This is a genomic window from Streptomyces sp. NPDC015171, assembly GCF_043079545.1.
In the GTDB taxonomy this organism is placed as follows: domain Bacteria; phylum Actinomycetota; class Actinomycetes; order Streptomycetales; family Streptomycetaceae; genus Streptomyces.
The window spans coordinates 134,263-151,026 of the sequence record NZ_JBIBUO010000006.1 but is presented as its reverse complement, the minus strand read 5'-3'; the positions used below and the strand labels follow the sequence as shown (position 1 = coordinate 151,026).

Genomic DNA, 16,764 nt, shown 5'->3' with positions numbered 1-16,764 from the left:
AACCGGCCTGCAGTGGACCGAACAGTGTACGACTTATCCGAACAGTGTGCCGGGTGCGACACGCCTCAGCGTGCGTTGAAGTACTTCGCCTCGGGGTGGTGGATCACGATCGCGTCCGTGGACTGCTCGGGGTGCAGCTGGAACTCCTCGGACAGGTGGACACCGATCCGCTCGGGCCTGAGCAGCTCGGCGATCTTCGCCCGGTCCTCCAGGTCCGGGCACGCCCCGTAGCCGAGGGAGAAGCGCGCGCCCCGGTACTTCAGCGCGAACATGTCCTCCATCTCGGCCGGGTCCTCCCCGGAGAAGCCGAGTTCGGAGCGGACCCGGGCGTGCCAGTACTCGGCGAGGGCCTCGGCCAGCTGCACGGACAGGCCGTGCAGCTCGAGGTAGTCGCGGTAGGCGTTGGCCTCGAACAGCTTGGCCGTCTCCTCGCCGATGCGTGAGCCGACGGTGACCACCTGGAGGCCGACCACGTCGATCTCGCCGGACTCCTCCGGGCGGAAGAAGTCGGCCAGGCACAGGCGCCTGCCCCGGCGCTGGCGCGGGAAGGTGAAGCGGGTGCGTTCGTTGCCCGCCTCGTCCAGGAGGATCAGGTCGTCGTCCTTGGACACGCACGGGAAGTAGCCGTAGACCACGGCGGCTTCCAGCAGGTTGTCGGTCTGGAGCCGGTCCAGGAGGCCGCGCAGCCGGGGCCGGCCCTCGCTCTCCACCAGCTCCTCGTACGTCGGCCCCTCGCCGGTGCGGGCCTGCTTCAGCCCCCACTGGCCCTTGAACAGCGCGCCCTCGTCCAGCCAGCTCGCGTACTCCTTGAGCTGGATGCCCTTGATGACCCGCGTCTCCCAGAACGGCGGGGTGGGCACCGGGTTGTCGGTGGCGACGTCGGAGCGGACGTGCCCCTCCTCCGGCCGTTCCTCGGCCTGGACCGCCGCGGTGGTGGGGCGGACCCGGCGCTGCTTGAGTTCCGGCAGCTGGGCGCCGGGCAGGCCCCGCTTGACCCCGATCAGCGCGTCCATCAGCCGCAGGCCCTCGAAGGCGTCCCGGGCGTAGCGGACCTCGCCCCCGTAGATCTCGTACAGGTCCTGCTCGACGTAGGCCCGGGTGAGGGCGGCACCGCCCAGGATGACCGGGAAGCGGGCGGCCAGGCCGCGCTGGTTGAGCTCCTCCAGGTTCTCCTTCATGATCACCGTGGACTTCACCAGCAGTCCGGACATGCCGATCACGTCCGCCTGGTGCTCCTCGGCCGCCTCCAGGATCGCCGAGACCGGCTGCTTGATGCCGAGGTTGACCACGTTGTAGCCGTTGTTGGACAGGATGATGTCGACGAGGTTCTTGCCGATGTCGTGGACGTCGCCGCGCACGGTCGCCAGCACGATGGTGCCCTTGCCCTCGGCGTCCGACTTCTCCATGTGCGGCTCCAGGTGGGCCACGGCGGTCTTCATGACCTCGGCGGACTGCAGCACGAACGGCAGCTGCATCTGGCCGGAGCCGAACAGCTCGCCGACGACCTTCATGCCGTCCAGGAGGGTCTCGTTGACGATGTCGAGGGCGGGGCGCTCCTCCAGTGCCGCGTCGAGGTCGGCCTCGAGGCCGTTCTTCTCGCCGTCGATGATGCGGCGCTTGAGACGCTCGTCCAGCGGGAGGGCGGCCAGCTCCTCGGCCTTGCCGGCCTTGAGGGACTTGGCGGTGGCGCCCTCGAACAGGGCCATCAGCTTCTGGAGCGGGTCGTAGCCCTCGGTACGCCGGTCGTAGACGAGGTCGAGGGCGGTCTGGACCTCCTCCTCGGTGAAGCGGGCGATCGGGAGGATCTTCGACGCGTGGACGATCGCCGAGTCAAGGCCCGCCTTCACGCACTCGTCGAGGAAGACCGAGTTGAGGAGGATGCGGGCGGCCGGGTTGAGGCCGAAGGAGATGTTCGACAGGCCGAGCGTGGTCTGGACGTTGGGGTGGCGTTCCTTGAGCCGGCGGATCGCCTCGATGGTGGCGATGCCGTCGCCCCGGGACTCCTCCTGGCCGGTGCAGATGGTGAAGGTCAGGGTGTCGATGAGGATGTCCGACTCGTGGATGCCCCAGTTCGTCGTCAGGTCCTCGATGAGCCGTTCGGCGATGGCGACCTTGTGCTCCGGGGTGCGGGCCTGGCCCTCCTCGTCGATGGTCAGCGCGATCAGCGCGGCGCCGTGCTCCTGGGCGAGCTTGGTGACCTTCGCGAAGCGGGACTCGGGGCCGTCGCCGTCCTCGTAGTTCACCGAGTTGATCACCGCACGGCCGCCGAGCTTCTCCAGGCCGGCCTGGATGACCGGGACCTCGGTGGAGTCCAGCACGATCGGCAGGGTGGAGGCGGTGGCGAAGCGGCCGGCCAGCTCCTCCATGTCGGCGACGCCGTCCCGGCCGACGTAGTCCACGCACAGGTCGAGCATGTGCGCGCCCTCGCGGATCTGGTCGCGGGCCATCTCCACGCAGTCGTCCCAGCGGGCCTCCAGCATGGCCTCGCGGAACTTCTTCGAGCCGTTGGCGTTGGTGCGCTCGCCGATCGCCAGGTACGAGGTGTCCTGGCGGAACGGGACGGTCTGGTAGAGGGAGGCGGCACCGGGCTCGGGGCGCGGGTCGCGCTCGCTCGGGGTGACCCCGCGGACGCGCTCGACGACCTGGCGCAGGTGCTCGGGGGTGGTACCGCAGCAGCCGCCGATCAGGGAGAGGCCGTACTCGTGGACGAACGTCTCCTGGGCGTCGGCGAGCTCCGGGGCGGTGAGCGGGTAGTGGGCGCCGTCCTTGCCCAGCACCGGCAGGCCCGCGTTCGGCATGCAGGACAGCGGGATGCGGGAGTGCCGGGCGAGGTAGCGCAGGTGCTCGCTCATCTCGGCCGGGCCGGTGGCGCAGTTCAGGCCGATCATGTCGATGCCGAGCGGCTCCAGGGCCGTCAGGGCGGCGCCGATCTCGGAGCCGAGGAGCATGGTGCCGGTCGTCTCGACGGTCACCGAGACGATCACGGGCACGTCGAGGCCGAGGGCTTCGAGACCGCGGCGGGCGCCGAGCACGGCGGCCTTGGTCTGGAGCAGGTCCTGGGTGGTCTCGACGAGCAGCGCGTCGGCGCCGCCCTCGACCAGGCCCTCGGCGTTGCGCTGGTAGGCGTCGCGGAGCGTGGTGTACGGGGCGTGTCCCAGGGTGGGCAGCTTGGTGCCGGGGCCCATCGAACCGAGCACCCAGCGCTGCCGGCCGTCCCGCGCGGTGTACTCGTCGGCGACCTCGCGGGCGACGCGGGCGCCGGACTCGGAGAGTTCGTGGACGCGCTCCGGGATGTCGTACTCGCCGAGGGCCGAGTGGTTGGCGCCGAAGGTGTTGGTCTCGACGCAGTCCACGCCCACCGCGAAGTACGCGTCGTGGACGGAGCGGACGATGTCGGGGCGGGTCAGGTTCAGGATCTCGTTGCAGCCCTCGAGGTTCTCGAAGTCCTCGAGAGTCGGATCCTGGGCCTGGAGCATGGTGCCCATGGCTCCGTCGGCGACCACCACGCGAGTGGCGAGCGCTTCACGGAGAGCGGACACACGGGTCCGGCTGTCGGCGGAAGGGGACGTTGGCGACGAGGCCATGTAAGGGCTCCCTGGGATGCGACGGCTGTCGGCTATGCGGCTTCCCCGTTGGATGGGGATGCCGCACGGCGCCAGAGTAACCGGGAGTGGGCTTGGATGGGCAGCGGCGTCCACGAGGCGGACCAGGACGACCCTGATGCCAGGCGTGGGCCGCATGCGAGGCAACAGGTGCCGTCCGACCATTAGCGAGAGGTCGGCAACGACCGGTAGTGTTCGGCATTGCCGAACGGTGACTGCACCGCGGGCAGTCGAAGGGGACGGAGGCAGGACGGCGATGGCACGGAACATCCAGTCGCTCGAACGGGCGGCGGCGATGCTGCGGCTGCTCGCGGGCGGTGAGCGGCGGCTCGGCCTCTCGGACATCGCCTCGTCGCTCGGCCTCGCCAAGGGCACCGCCCACGGCATCCTGCGCACCCTCCAGCAGGAGGGGTTCGTGGAGCAGGACGACACCTCCGGCCGCTACCAGCTCGGCGCCGAGCTGCTGCGCCTCGGCACCACCTATCTCGACGTGCACGAACTGCGCGCGCGGGCCCTGGTGTGGACCGACGACCTGGCCAGGTCCAGCGGGGAGAGCGTGCACCTGGGCGTCCTGCACCAGCAGGGCGTCCTGATCGTGCACCACGTCTTCCGGCCCGACGACAGCCGGCAGGTGCTGGAGATCGGGGCGATGCAGCCCCTGCACTCCACGGCGCTGGGCAAGGTGCTCTCGGCGTACGACCCGGTGGCGCACAGCGAGGCGCTGGACGCCGACCGCAAGCCCTTCACCGACCGCACGGTGTGCGATCCCGGCGACTTCGAGCAGCTCCTGGACATCACGCGCGCGCGTGGGTACGCGGCCGACGTGGAGGAGACCTGGGAGGGCGTGGCGTCGATCGCCGCGCCCATCCACGACCGGCGCCGCATGCCGGTGGGCGCGGTCGGCATCACCGGCGCCGTGGAACGGCTGTGCCGGGAGGGCGAGGTACGCCCCGAACTGATCGCGGCGGTGCGCGACTGCGCCCGCGCGGTCTCCCGGGACCTGGGCGCCGGGCGGTTCTGAGACGCACGTCAGGGCCGTTCCAGGGCACACGCCCGAGCGGCTCCAGGGCGCACGCCCGAGCGGTTCCGAGGCGTCGGCCGGGCATCGGCCGGGATGACCGGAACCAGCCGCATCAGCGGAACCACCGAACCAGCGCAAGGTCCGGAACCCACCGGGACGCCAGGCGGCGTTCCCGTGATCGACCTACCCTAAAACGGTCAAAAAGTGTCAGATCGCACCTCCGTGCACGAAGGTCGATAACCCACAACGATCAATAACGATCCTGTTTTCGATAACAGAACTCTTGACGCACGCGTAACGCCGAAGCAAGACTCCCGTCCATCGGTCGGCATTGTCGAACACCTACCGGCAATACGCGCTAGAGTGTGACAACGCCAAGGGCCGGCATCGCTCTCATCCCCGAGGGCGCCAGAACCACCGGTGGGACCCGGGGTTCGGCTTTCCCCTGGACGAAGGACAAAGGAGTCGCGGGTGTCCAGCTCCGACATCTTCATCGGCGAGACCATCGGTACCGCCATACTCATCCTGCTCGGCGGCGGCGTGTGCGCCGCGGTCACGCTGAAGGCCTCCAAGGCCCGAAACGCCGGCTGGCTCGCCATCGCCTTCGGGTGGGGCTTCGCGGTCATGACGGCTGTGTACATCTCCGGCCCGCTGTCCGGTGCGCACCTCAACCCGGCCGTCACCGTCGCCCTGGCCATCAAGGACGGCGACTGGAGCAACGTTCCGACCTACTTCGCCGGCCAGCTGCTCGGCGCGATGATCGGCGCGGCTCTGGTGTGGGTGGCCTACTACGGCCAGTTCCACGCCCACCTGACCGACAAGGAGATCGTCGGCGGTCCGGGCGCGCAGGCCACCACGGCCAAGGCGGTGGAGGCCCAGGAGCAGGGCGCGGGACCGGTTCTCGGCATCTTCTCCACCGGTCCGGAGATCCGGAACGTGGTGCAGAACCTGGCCACGGAGATCATCGGCACCATCGTGCTGATCCTCGCGGTCCTCACTCAGGGCCTGAACGACAAGGGCAACGGCCTCGGCACCCTCGGCGGTCTGATCACCGCGTTCGTGGTGGTGTCGATCGGTCTGTCGCTGGGCGGCCCGACGGGCTACGCGATCAACCCGGCCCGTGACCTGGGCCCGCGCATCGTGCACGCCCTGCTGCCGCTGCCCAACAAGGGTGGTTCCGACTGGAGCTATGCCTGGATCCCGGTGGTCGGTCCGCTGATCGGCGCCGCCATCGCCGCAGGCATCTACAACGCCGCCTTCGCTTAAAGAATCGTGACAGAGGCACCGAGTCTTTAAGCACGCGCCGTAGCCACAGCCCCATCACCACGGATCTTTCAGGAGCACACAGTGACCGACGCCCACACCGCAGGCCCCTTCATCGCGGCGATCGACCAGGGCACCACCTCCTCGCGCTGCATCGTCTTCGACAAGGACGGCCGGATCGTCTCCGTCGACCAGAAGGAGCACGAGCAGATCTTCCCGAAGCCGGGCTGGGTCGAGCACAACGCCAACGAGATCTGGACCAACGTCCAGGAGGTCGTCGCCGGGGCCGTGCAGAAGGCCGGCATCACCCGGGACGACATCAAGGCCATCGGCATCACCAACCAGCGCGAGACCACCGTGCTGTGGGACAAGAACACCGGTGAGCCCGTCCACAACGCCATCGTCTGGCAGGACACCCGCACCGACGCCCTGTGCCGGGAGCTGGGCCGCAACGTCGGCCAGGACCGCTTCCGCCGCGAGACGGGTCTCCCGCTCGCCTCCTACTTCGCCGGCCCCAAGGCCCGCTGGCTGCTCGACAACGTCGACGGCCTCAAGGAGCGCGCCGAGGCGGGCGACATCCTCTTCGGCACCATGGACACCTGGGTCATCTGGAACCTGACCGGCGGTGTCAACGGGGGCAAGCACGTCACCGACGTGACCAACGCCTCCCGCACCATGCTGATGAACCTGCACACGATGCGGTGGGACGAGAAGATCGCCGAGTCGATCGGCGTCCCGCTGCAGATCCTCCCCGAGATCCGGTCCTCCGCCGAGGTCTACGGCGAGGTCACCGGCGGCAAGCTCGGCGACCTCCTCGGGGGCATCCCGGTGGCCTCCGCGCTCGGCGACCAGCAGGCGGCCCTGTTCGGCCAGACCTGCTTCTCCGAGGGCGAGACCAAGTCCACGTACGGCACCGGCACCTTCATGGTGATGAACACCGGTGAGAAGATCATCAACTCCTACGCCGGACTGCTGACCACGGTCGGCTACAAGATCGGCGACCAGCCGACGGTCTACGCCCTGGAGGGCTCGATCGCCGTCACAGGCTCCCTGGTCCAGTGGATGCGCGACCAGATGGGCCTGATCTCCACCGCCGCCGAGATCGAGACGCTCGCGCTCTCGGTCGAGGACAACGGCGGCGCCTACTTCGTACCGGCCTTCTCCGGCCTGTTCGCCCCGCACTGGCGCTCCGACGCCCGCGGTGTGATCGCCGGCCTGACCCGGTACGTGACCAAGGCGCACCTCGCGCGCGCCGTCCTGGAGGCCACCGCCTGGCAGACCCGGGAGATCGCCGACGCCATGGTCAAGGACTCCGGCGACGAGCTGGTGGCCCTCAAGGTCGACGGCGGCATGACCTCCAACAACCTGCTGATGCAGACCCTGGCGGACGTCCTGGACGCACCGGTGGTGCGCCCGATGGTCGCCGAGACCACCTGCCTCGGCGCCGCCTATGCCGCCGGTCTCGCCGTCGGCTTCTGGTCCAGCACCGACGAACTGCGCGCCAACTGGCGCCGGGCCGCCGAGTGGACCCCCCACATGGACGCGGAGACCCGCGACCGTGAGTACAAGAACTGGCTCAAGGCCGTCGAGCGGACCATGGGCTGGATCGAGGACGAGAGCTGAGCGGCTCGGACCGCTCAGAGAGCTCTGACGAGGAGTAAGTACCCGACATGACCAGTCAGCCCACCCTGCAGTCCGTGCCTGCCCTGGGAACGCACCCGGCCTCCGGCTCCCACCCGAGCCGCGCCGAGACCAGGGAGCAGCTCGCCAAGGCGTCGTACGACCTTCTTGTGATCGGCGGCGGCATCCTGGGCATCTCCACCGCCTGGCACGCCGCGCAGTCCGGACTCAGGGTGGCGCTGGTCGACGCCGGCGACTTCGCCGGCGCCACCTCCTCCGCTTCCTCCAAGCTGCTCCACGGCGGTCTGCGCTACCTGCAGACCGGCGCGGTGAAGCTGGTGGCGGAGAACCACTTCGAGCGCCGTGCGGTCTCCCGTCAGGTGGCCCCCCACCTGGCGAACCCGCTCACCTTCTACCTCCCCGTGTACAAGGGCGGCCCGCACGGCGCGGCGAAGCTCGGCGCGGGCGTCTTCGCCTACTCCGCGCTCTCCGCGTTCGGCGACGGCGTCGGCCACCTGCTCTCCCCCGCCAAGGCGGCGCAGGACGTGCCCGAGCTGCGCACCGAGAACCTCAAGGCCGTGGCCGTGTACGGCGACGACCAGATGAACGACGCGCGCATGGCCCTGATGACGGTCCGCGCCGCCGCCGAGTCGGGCGCGGTCGTCCTCAACCACGCCGAGGTCACCGGGCTGCGCTTCACCAAGGGCCGGGTGACCGGCGCCGACCTCAAGGACCGGCTGTCCGGCGACGAGTTCGGCGTCAACGCCCGCCTGGTGCTGAACGCGACCGGCCCCTGGGTCGACCACCTGCGCCGCATGGAGGACCCGGACGCCGCACCGTCCATCCGGCTGTCCAAGGGCGCGCACCTGGTCCTGAAGCGGACGTCCCCGTGGAAGGCCGCCCTGGCCACCCCGATCGACAAGTACCGCATCACCTTCGCCCTCCCCTGGGAGGACATGCTGCTGCTCGGCACCACCGACGAGGAGTTCGAGGGCGACCCGGCGGACGTCGCGGTCAACGACAAGGACATAGCCCAGATCCTGGACGAGGCCGCGTTCTCCGTCCGGGACCAGCAGCTCGACCGCGATCTGATCACCTACGCCTTCGCCGGTCTGCGGGTGCTGCCCGGCGGCCCCGGCGACACCGCCAAGGCCAAGCGGGAGACCGTGGTGACCGAGGGCAGGGCCGGCATGCTGTCCGTGGCGGGCGGCAAGTGGACCACGTTCCGCCACATCGGCCGGACGATCATGAAGAAGCTGGAGGCGCTGCCGGGCCACCCGCTCGGCGACGACTTCGAGCCGATCTCCTCGCTGCCGAAGAAGCTGCCGCTGCCCGGTGTCGCCAACCCGCGCGCGGTCGCCCACCGCCTGCTGGTCGACAACCCGGCGCCCGGTCCGCGCATGGCCGCCGACACCGCCAGGCACCTGGCCACCCACTACGGTTCCCTGGCGTTCGACATCGCCCGCCTCGCGAACGAGAACCCGGAGCTGGCCGCGCGCGTCCACCCCGACGCACCCGAGATCTGGGCGCAGGTCGTCTGGGCCCGTGACCACGAGTGGGCCGAGACGGCCGATGACGTGCTGCGCCGCCGGACCACGCTGACCATCCGCGGCCTGGCCACGGACGAGGTCCGTGCCAAGGTCAAGGACGTGCTCGACAAGAAGTAGGTCCCGGCCCGGTGCCGGCGCTCCCTGACGGGGGCCGGCACCGCGCACAGCGCGCTCGGCCCCACCGGTGTCTCACCGGTGGGGCCGAGCGCCGTTCAGGGCGCCGGACGGTCAGGCCGTCGGCAGCTTGCCCGTCTTCGTGTGGACCTCGTCCATGAAGTCGGAGTCATGGGCGTTCAGCCGGTACACATTGATCCGGACCTTGTGGCCCTCCGGGATCGCGAACGGGCACGAGGTGAACTTGGACGTCTGGCAGTGGCCCTTCAACTTGCGTGCCGTGACGTCGTACACCTCCGTCCAGATGTAGTGGCCGTCCTTGCTCAGGTCCTGGATGTCCACCCGCTCGTCGTCCCGGGCGGAGTCGCGCGGCTCGAAGACGACCATCGCCCGCTTCTTGCCGCCCGACGAGAAGTAGTCGACCGTGTTCGGCTTGCCCGCCGCGTGGGCGGTGACGACCCCGGAGGTGAGGGCGAGACCCATGGCGGCGACCACCGTGAAGCCCGCGCGGGCCAGTGGCTTCCTCAACAGCTGTGACACGTGTACCGATCCTGTTCTCTTGGCGTTCTTTCCATCACTCCTGTCCCAAGACCCCGCACCGGACCGGGCGGTTCCGGCCCGCGCCGCTTAGTGTGCGCTGAGACATCCGATGTCTTGCGCAGGGTGTGCGGGCGACAGGAGGCCGGTCATGGCAGTCACCGACGAGGCGATCGAGAAGATCAAGGGCATGATCGTCTCCGGTGCGCTGCGCCCCGGGGACCGGCTGCCGAGGGAGAGCGAGCTGGCGGCCGGGCTGGGGCTGTCCCGCAACTCCCTGCGGGAGGCGGTCAGGGCGCTGTCGCTGATCCGGATCCTCGACGTACGCCAGGGCGACGGCACCTATGTCACCAGCCTCGATCCGCAGCTGCTGCTGGAGGCGATGAGCTTCGTCGTGGACTTCCACCGCGACGACACGGTGCTGGAGTTCCTCGCGGTCCGCCGGATCCTGGAGCCGGCCGCGACCGCGCTGGCGGCCGGACGGATCGGCGCGGAGGAACTGGACCTGCTGGACGCCCGGTTGGCGGCGCTGGGCGCGGAGCCGTCGGTGGAGCAACTGGTCGCGGCCGATCTGGAGTTCCACCGGAGCATCGTGCGCAGCGCCGGGAACTCGGTGCTGTCCTCGCTGCTGGACGGGCTGTCGGGCCCCACCACGCGGGCCCGGATCTGGCGGGGGCTGACCCAGGAGGACGCGGTCGGCCGCACCCTGCGCGAGCACCGGGCGATCCTGGCCGCGCTGCGCGACGGGGACGCGGAGGCGGCGCGCTCCTGGGCGACCGTGCACATCGCGAGCGTGGAGCAGTGGCTGCGGTCCACCCGGTGAGCGCGGCCCAGAGCGCCGCGACGCGGCGGGGTGTTCCCGGGTGACGAACGGGGCAGTGATCCGTGCATCCCCCGGGCCGGGGGGCTGCGGGCGCCCCCGCCGGACGCCGTAAGGTTGGTGAGTCAAGCGAGGGCACGTCGGAAGGAGGCACTGGGTGATCGAGCTGGAGGGGGTTCCCGAGCTGATCGACCCAGTCATGGTGGCCGCGTTCGAGGGCTGGAACGATGCCGGCGACGCCGCCTCCACGGCGGTCGCGCATCTGGAACGCGAATGGAAGGGCGAGGTGTTCGCGGCGCTGGACGCCGAGGACTACTACGACTTCCAGGTGAACCGTCCCACGGTGTTCATGGACGGCGGTGTGCGCAAGATCACGTGGCCGACGACCCGTCTCTCGGTCGTCCGCGTCGGCGGCGAGAAGCCGCGCGACCTGGTGCTGGTCCGCGGCATCGAGCCGTCCATGCGGTGGCGCTCGTTCTGCAACGAGCTGCTCGGCTTCGCGCACGAGCTGGGCGTGGAGCTGGTGGTCATCCTGGGCGCTCTGCTCGGTGACACCCCGCACACGCGTCCGGTCCCGGTCAGCGGGGTCACGTCCGATCCGGACCTGGCCCAGCGCATGGACCTGGAGGAGACCAAGTACGAGGGGCCGACGGGCATCGTCGGCGTCCTCCAGGAGGCGTGCACGCACGCGGGCGTCCCGGCGGTGTCGCTGTGGGCGGCCGTACCGCACTACGTCTCCCAGCCGCCCAACCCGAAGGCCACCCTGGCGCTGCTCAACCGCCTGGAGGACCTGCTGGACCTGCGCGTCCCGCAGGGCGAGCTGCCCGAGGACGCGCGTGCCTGGCAGGTGGGCGTGGACCAGCTGGCCGCCGAGGACAGCGAGGTCGCGGAGTACGTCCAGACGCTGGAGGAGGCCCGGGACACCGCCGAGCTTCCGGAGGCGTCCGGAGAGGCGATCGCGCGCGAGTTCGAGCGGTATCTGCGGCGCCGGGACGTCAGCCCGCCGGGCGGGCACGCCACGGCGGACGGCGGGGACGGCGGGTCGTACCTGCGGGACAACCCGGGCGGTCCGAGCGGCCGGACCCGGCCGCCGAAGCCTCCGAAGCCGGAAGCCCCCGGCGGCACGGACGGCGAGGACGAGGACACCTCGGAGGACTGAGCCCGGCGAAGGGCCGAGCGAGGGGCGGTACGCGCTGCGTACCGCCCCTGCGCCGTCCCCGCGGGCGTCCGGTCAACTGCCGGTCCGGTCGGGCGGCTTGGCCTCGTCAGGCGGCCCTGACGGCCCTGGGCGGCCTCCCGGGCGCGGCGCCGGTCCCGGACCCGCGGCGGGGGCGGTCCCGTTGTGGGAACCGCCCCCGCGCGTCCTGCCGGTACCGCTCGCGTCGCTCGTAGCGCCGGTGCCGCCCGCCCTCTAGAGGGCCACGCCCAGCAGGGCGTCCACGGCGCGGCTGACCAGGCCGGGGGCGCCGGTGTCGGTGCCGCCCTCCTGCTCCTGGCGGGCCGCCCAGCGGTCGACCGCGACGAGCGCGGCGGGGGCGTCCAGGTCGGCGGAGAGGGCCTCGCGGACCTCCTCGACCACGGCGTCCGCCGACGGGCCGTCGGGCCGGGAGACGGCCGCGCGCCAGCGGCCGAGCCGGTCCACGGCCTCCTGGAGGACCTCGTCCGTCCACTCCCAGTCGGCCCGGTAGTGGTGGGCCAGCAGGGCCAGGCGGATGGCGGCCGGGTCGACGCCGTCGCGGCGCAGCCGGGACACGAAGACGAGGTTGCCCTTGGACTTGGACATCTTCTCGCCGTTCAGCGCCACCATGCCGGCGTGGACGTACGCCTTGGCCATGGGGAACTCGCCGGTGAGCACCTGGGCGTGCGAGGCGCCCATCTCGTGGTGCGGGAAGGCGAGGTCGGAGCCGCCGCCCTGGACGTCGAAGCCCATGCCGAGGTGGTCGAGGGCGATGGCGACGCACTCGATGTGCCAGCCGGGGCGGCCCCGGCCGAGCGAACCGCCGTCCCAGCTGGGCTCGCCCTCGCGGGCCGCCATCCACAGCATCGGGTCGAGCGGGTTCTTCTTGCCCGGACGGTCCGGGTCGCCGCCGCGCTCGGCGGACAGCAGCCGCATGGCGGTGGCGTCCAGGCGGGACACCTTGCCGAAGTTCGGGTCGGACCCGACGGAGAAGTAGACGTCGCCTTCCAGCTCGTAGGCCGCGCCGAGTTCGCGCAGCCGCTCCACGAGCGGGACGATGCCGGGTATGGCCTCGACGGCGCCTATGTAGTGCTTCGGGGGGAGCATCCGCAGGGCGGTCATGTCCTCGCGGAAGAGGGCCGTCTCCTTCTCGGCGAGGGCGACCCAGTCGACGCCGTCCCGCTCCGCGCGCTCCAGGAGCGGATCGTCGACGTCGGTGACGTTCTGGACGTAGTGGACCTGCCGCTTGGTGTCGAGCCACACGCGCTGCACAAGGTCGAACGCGTTGTAGGTCGCCGCGTGACCCATGTGGGTCGCGTCGTACGGCGTGATGCCGCAGACGTAGATACGGGCGACGGGACCGGGGTCGAGGGTGACGAGGCCGCCGGTCGCGGTGTCGTGGATCCTCAGGTCGCGGCCCTGACCAGGCAGGGCGGGGACCTCGGAAGCGGGCCAGGCATGCATGTACATGAGCCTAACCGGCGCCGAGCTGCGGATACGAATGGGATCAGGCCGGATGGCCGGATACGCGGTCTTGCACCTCGGCGCCGGGTGTGCTCACACCGGCGGCCAGGGGATGGCGGGCCACTCGCCGCTCGGCTCCGGGTGCAGGCCCGAGGCGAGCAGCGCGTCGACACGCGCGCGCGTGGCGTCGATCTCGGCCGGCGTGAGCAGTGCGGCCAGCCGCTCGCCCAGACCGCCCTCCAGGGCGTCCCCAAGCCCCTTGAGGACGTCGACGGCCTCCGGGGTGAGCGGCTCCCCGGCCCAGCCCCACAGCAGGGTGCGCAGCTTGTTCTCGACGTTGAAGGCGACGCCGTGGTCGATGCCGTAGAGGCGGCCGTCGGCGGTGGGCAGCAGATGGCCGCCCTTGCGGTCGGCGTTGTTGATCACCGCGTCCAGGACGGCGAGCCGGCGCAGCCGCTCGTCGTCGGCGTGCACCAGCAGCGCGGTGCGGTCCTCGCCGACCTCGGCGAACCCGATCGCCTTCCAGCCCGGTTCCGGCTCCTCGCCGTCGACCAGGGCGAGCAGCTCGGTCTCGGCCTCGACGTCGATCCACAGCTGGCACATGCCCTCGCCGTACGGCCCGTCGCGCAGCACGGTGGGCGGTACGAGACCCCAGCCGGTGGCCTCGGAGACCTCGTAGGCGGCCACCTCACGGCCCGCGAGGGTGCCGTCGGGGAAGTCCCACAGGGGGCGCTCTCCGGCCACCGGCTTGTACACACAGGCGGCCTTGCGGCCGTCGAGGGTGACCGTGCAGAACAGGGCCGCGTTGGACGCCTCGCGGATCCGTCCGCGCACGGTCAGCTCACCCCGCGCGAGCAGCTCGGCGGGGTCGGGACCGGCCGTCACGCTCCGCGACGGTATCCGTTCTGGCGCGGACATACGTGTCCTTCCGGATCGAGCGGGAGGCTGCACAGCGGACACGGCGGCCGCCCGGCGTTGACGACGTCGAGGGCGCGCTTGGCGAAGGCCCTGGCCTGCGCGCCGGTCAGCCGGACCCGCAGCATCGGGGGCCCGTTCTCCTCGTCCTGGAGCAACCGCTCCTCGGCCTCGGCGAGGTCCTCCTCCGTGTCGGCGTCGAGCTCCACCAGGGCCTGAGCCTCGACGATCATGCGCTGGTCCTCGCCGTCCCAGGCCAGCGCCATGGTGCCGACGCGGAACTCCTCCTCGATGGGGGTGTCCAGCGGCGCGGTGTCGGAGATCTCGGTGGGCGCCACGGCGGGGACGGCCGCACTGCCGCCGCTGCGCCGTACGACCTCGTCCAGCAGTTCGTCCATGCGCTCGGCGAGTGCGGCGACCTGGGTCTTCTCCAGGGCCACGCTGGTCACCCGGGGGCCGGCGATGGCCTGGAGGAAGAACGTACGGCGCCCGGGCAGTCCGACCGTGCCGGCCACGAAGCGGTCCGGCTGGTCGTAGAGGAACACCTGACGGGACACGTCCTGTCTCCATTGATTTCGTGGGTGCGAGAGGTTCGGCGGGGCGGGCCGCGCGGTGCGGCGACGGGGTGGGTCGCTTCACCCTACTGCGGCCGACGATCACGGTGCGCCCGCACCACCCCCGACCGGTGCGTCGCCCTCACCAGGTTCCTCGCGCGGGGCGAGCGAAGCGAAATCACCGGTGTCGCCGAGGCGGACGAGGAACGGCCTGAGCCGGGTGTAGCGGATCGCGGTGACGGAGCACGGCTCCACGGAGATCCGCTGGAACAGGTCGAGATGGAGGCCGAGGGCGTCGGCGACGAGGGACTTGATGATGTCGCCGTGGGAGCACATGAGGTAGACGGCGTCGGTGCCGTGCTCGCGCTCCACGCGCGCGTTCCACTCGCGTACGGCCTCGGCGGCGCGGGTCTGCATGTACCGCATGGACTCGCCGCCGGGGAAGGCGGCGGCGGACGGGTGCGCCTGCACGATCTCCATCAGCGGCTCGTCCTTCAGCTCGGCGAGCTTGCGGCCGGACCAGTCGCCGTAGTCGCACTCCTGGATCCGCTCCTCGGTGTGGGAGCGCAGTCCGGGGCGGGCCTCCAGCAGCGGCCGTACGGTTTCCTGGCAGCGCTGGAGCGGACTGGTGACGACCTCGGAGATCGGCAGGCCGGCGAGTCGGCCCGGCAGCGCGGCGGCCTGGGCGGCGCCGCGGTCGTCCAGGGCGACGCCGGGCGTCCGGCCGGCGAGCAGTCCCGAGGTGTTGGCGGTGGAACGTCCGTGCCTTACGAGGATCAGCGTGGGCATGCGGCAAGGGTAGGCGCACAACGTGGTGCGACGGCGGGCGGGCGAAGGGAGAATGCGCAGAGTGATCGTGGACTGCGCCATCTATCGGCACGGACAGCGCACCGAGGGTCCTGAGGACCTCTCCGACGCCCTCGACGAGGCACGGGCGGTGGGCGGCTTCGTCTGGATCGGCCTGTACGAGCCGTCCGAGCGGGAGTTCGACCTGGTCACGCAGGAGTTCGGGCTGCACCCCCTGGCCGTGGAGGACGCGCTCAAGGCGCACCAGCGGCCCAAACTCGAGGTGTACGACGACTCGCTGTTCATGGTGCTGAAACCGGTCGTGTACGAGCCCGAGAGCGATGCCGTCTCGGCCGGCGAGGTGATGGTCTTCGTCGGCGACGGTTTCGTGGTCACCGTCCGCCATGGCGAGGGCTCGCCGCTGGCGGCCGTGCGGCACCGGCTGGAGGAGGAGCCGGAGATGCTCGACAAGGGCCCCACCGCCGTGCTGTACGCGATCGCCGACGCCACGGTGGACCACTATCTGGAGGTGGCGACGGAGCTGCAGAACGACCTGGACGAGCTGGAGGCGGAGGTGTTCCAGCCGGAGGGCGGCGGTTCCCGCCACACCGCGTCCCGGATCTACACCTTCAAACGGCAGGTCCAGGAGTTCCGCCGGGCCACCGGGCCGCTGGCGCTGCCGCTGACCCGGCTGGCCGGCGCCGGGCCGCTGGGCACCACGGTGCCCTTCGTGGACGACAAGGCGCGGCCGTTCTTCCGGGACGTGAGCGACCACCTCATGCGCGTCAACGAGTCGGTGGAGGGCCTGGACCGGCTGGTCTCGGACATCCTCTCGGCCCACCTGGCGCAGATGAGCGTCCGGCAGAACGACGACATGCGCAAGATCTCGGCCTGGGCGGCGATGGCCGCCGTCCCGACGATGATCGCGGGCATCTACGGCATGAACTTCGACCACATGCCCGAGCTGCACTGGCTGTGGGGGTATCCGGCGGTGATCCTGCTGATGGCCGCGCTGGAGATGGTGCTGTACCGGCTCTTCAAGCGGCGCGGCTGGCTGTGAGCACGGTTCAGGCGGACTCGTGGGCGGGTCTCGCAGGCGTACACGGCGTGGATGCCGGCCGTCGGGGATCTCCTGGAACAGACGGACAGAAGTGCCGCGTGACAGGGGTGCGGGCCGGATCGGCCGAACGAAGGACCGCCACGGCGGTGAAAGAAGCGCCGCGGAGGTCGTAACCACGCGGCGCCGGGCGCGTTGTTCCCGATGACGGCCGTGGCGGGGAAGACCCCCGAGCCCCCACCACGGCCGCTGAAATCCCTCTCCTGAAACGCCCCCTGGGGGCC

At 70.9% G+C, this 16,764-nt stretch carries 13 protein-coding genes; 7 read left to right on the top strand and 6 right to left on the bottom strand.

The window, feature by feature from the left end:
* Positions 1 to 65: 65 nt before the first annotated feature.
* Positions 66 to 3,584: a methionine synthase gene (gene metH / locus ACF073_RS18600; protein ID WP_392071228.1), complete on the bottom strand. Its 3,519-nt coding sequence runs from the start codon at positions 3,582 to 3,584 to the stop codon at positions 66 to 68.
* 274 nt (positions 3,585 to 3,858) lie between these two features.
* Between metH and ACF073_RS18595 the strand changes: the two genes are divergently transcribed.
* The 4 genes from ACF073_RS18595 to ACF073_RS18580 all read left to right on the top strand — a co-directional run bounded on the left by ACF073_RS18595 (position 3,859) and on the right by ACF073_RS18580 (position 9,173).
* Positions 3,859 to 4,623, top strand: coding sequence for an IclR family transcriptional regulator (locus tag ACF073_RS18595; RefSeq protein WP_392071226.1), 765 nt, complete (start codon positions 3,859 to 3,861; stop codon positions 4,621 to 4,623).
* A gap of 471 nt (positions 4,624 to 5,094) precedes the next feature.
* Positions 5,095 to 5,889 carry an MIP/aquaporin family protein gene (locus tag ACF073_RS18590; protein WP_392071224.1) on the top strand — a complete coding sequence of 265 codons (795 nt, stop codon included), beginning with the start codon at positions 5,095 to 5,097 and terminating at the stop codon, positions 5,887 to 5,889.
* Positions 5,890 to 5,970: 81 nt separating this feature from the next.
* Positions 5,971 to 7,509, top strand: a complete 1,539-nt coding sequence (glpK, locus tag ACF073_RS18585) for a glycerol kinase GlpK (protein WP_392071221.1) — start codon at positions 5,971 to 5,973, stop codon at positions 7,507 to 7,509.
* 47 nt (positions 7,510 to 7,556) lie between these two features.
* Complete coding sequence (locus ACF073_RS18580) at positions 7,557 to 9,173, top strand: FAD-dependent oxidoreductase (protein WP_392071219.1); 1,617 nt, start codon at positions 7,557 to 7,559, stop codon at positions 9,171 to 9,173.
* A 111-nt stretch (positions 9,174 to 9,284) separates the two neighbouring features.
* Here the strand turns inward: ACF073_RS18580 and ACF073_RS18575 are convergent, their stop codons facing one another.
* Positions 9,285 to 9,710 carry a hypothetical protein gene (locus ACF073_RS18575; RefSeq protein ID WP_392071217.1) on the bottom strand — a complete coding sequence of 142 codons (426 nt, stop codon included), beginning with the start codon at positions 9,708 to 9,710 and terminating at the stop codon, positions 9,285 to 9,287.
* Positions 9,711 to 9,858: 148 nt separating this feature from the next.
* Between ACF073_RS18575 and ACF073_RS18570 the strand changes: the two genes are divergently transcribed.
* The gene (locus ACF073_RS18570; RefSeq protein ID WP_392071215.1) at positions 9,859 to 10,530 is read left to right on the top strand and encodes a FadR/GntR family transcriptional regulator; all 672 of its coding nucleotides are present in this window, start codon (positions 9,859 to 9,861) and stop codon (positions 10,528 to 10,530) included.
* A 154-nt stretch (positions 10,531 to 10,684) separates the two neighbouring features.
* Positions 10,685 to 11,686 carry a PAC2 family protein gene (locus ACF073_RS18565; RefSeq protein WP_392071213.1) on the top strand — a complete coding sequence of 334 codons (1,002 nt, stop codon included), beginning with the start codon at positions 10,685 to 10,687 and terminating at the stop codon, positions 11,684 to 11,686.
* Between the two features lie 252 nt (positions 11,687 to 11,938).
* Here ACF073_RS18565 and mshC read toward each other — a convergent pair whose 3' ends face one another.
* The 4 genes from mshC to ACF073_RS18545 form a co-directional block, all read right to left on the bottom strand.
* A complete protein-coding gene (gene mshC / locus ACF073_RS18560; RefSeq protein ID WP_392071211.1) occupies positions 11,939 to 13,168 on the bottom strand; it encodes a cysteine--1-D-myo-inosityl 2-amino-2-deoxy-alpha-D-glucopyranoside ligase in 1,230 nt (409 codons plus the stop codon).
* 93 nt (positions 13,169 to 13,261) lie between these two features.
* A complete protein-coding gene (locus tag ACF073_RS18555; RefSeq protein ID WP_392071210.1) occupies positions 13,262 to 14,086 on the bottom strand; it encodes an SCO1664 family protein in 825 nt (274 codons plus the stop codon).
* Positions 14,050 to 14,640 carry a DUF3090 domain-containing protein gene (locus ACF073_RS18550; RefSeq protein ID WP_392071208.1) on the bottom strand — a complete coding sequence of 197 codons (591 nt, stop codon included), beginning with the start codon at positions 14,638 to 14,640 and terminating at the stop codon, positions 14,050 to 14,052. The genes ACF073_RS18555 and ACF073_RS18550 overlap by 37 nt, the downstream gene beginning before the upstream one ends.
* A gap of 99 nt (positions 14,641 to 14,739) precedes the next feature.
* On the bottom strand, positions 14,740 to 15,426 hold the full coding sequence (locus ACF073_RS18545; RefSeq protein WP_392071206.1) for a histidine phosphatase family protein: 687 nt from the start codon (positions 15,424 to 15,426) through the stop codon (positions 14,740 to 14,742).
* A 61-nt stretch (positions 15,427 to 15,487) separates the two neighbouring features.
* Between ACF073_RS18545 and corA the strand changes: the two genes are divergently transcribed.
* Entirely contained in the window at positions 15,488 to 16,483 is a 996-nt protein-coding gene (gene corA / locus ACF073_RS18540) for a magnesium/cobalt transporter CorA (protein WP_392071743.1), read from the top strand.
* Positions 16,484 to 16,764 lie beyond the last annotated feature (281 nt).

Excerpts from the sequence above, each read along its gene's own strand:
- metH (WP_392071228.1), bottom strand. The coding sequence starts at position 3,584 with ATGGCCTCGTCGCCAACGTCCCCTTCCGCCGACAGCCGGACCCGTGTG.
- ACF073_RS18595 (WP_392071226.1), top strand. The coding sequence starts at position 3,859 with ATGGCACGGAACATCCAGTCGCTCGAACGGGCGGCGGCGATGCTGCGG.
- ACF073_RS18580 (WP_392071219.1), top strand. The coding sequence starts at position 7,557 with ATGACCAGTCAGCCCACCCTGCAGTCCGTGCCTGCCCTGGGAACGCAC.
- ACF073_RS18570 (WP_392071215.1), top strand. The coding sequence starts at position 9,859 with ATGGCAGTCACCGACGAGGCGATCGAGAAGATCAAGGGCATGATCGTC.
- mshC (WP_392071211.1), bottom strand. The coding sequence starts at position 13,168 with ATGCATGCCTGGCCCGCTTCCGAGGTCCCCGCCCTGCCTGGTCAGGGC.
- ACF073_RS18555 (WP_392071210.1), bottom strand. The coding sequence starts at position 14,086 with ATGTCCGCGCCAGAACGGATACCGTCGCGGAGCGTGACGGCCGGTCCC.
- ACF073_RS18545 (WP_392071206.1), bottom strand. The coding sequence starts at position 15,426 with ATGCCCACGCTGATCCTCGTAAGGCACGGACGTTCCACCGCCAACACC.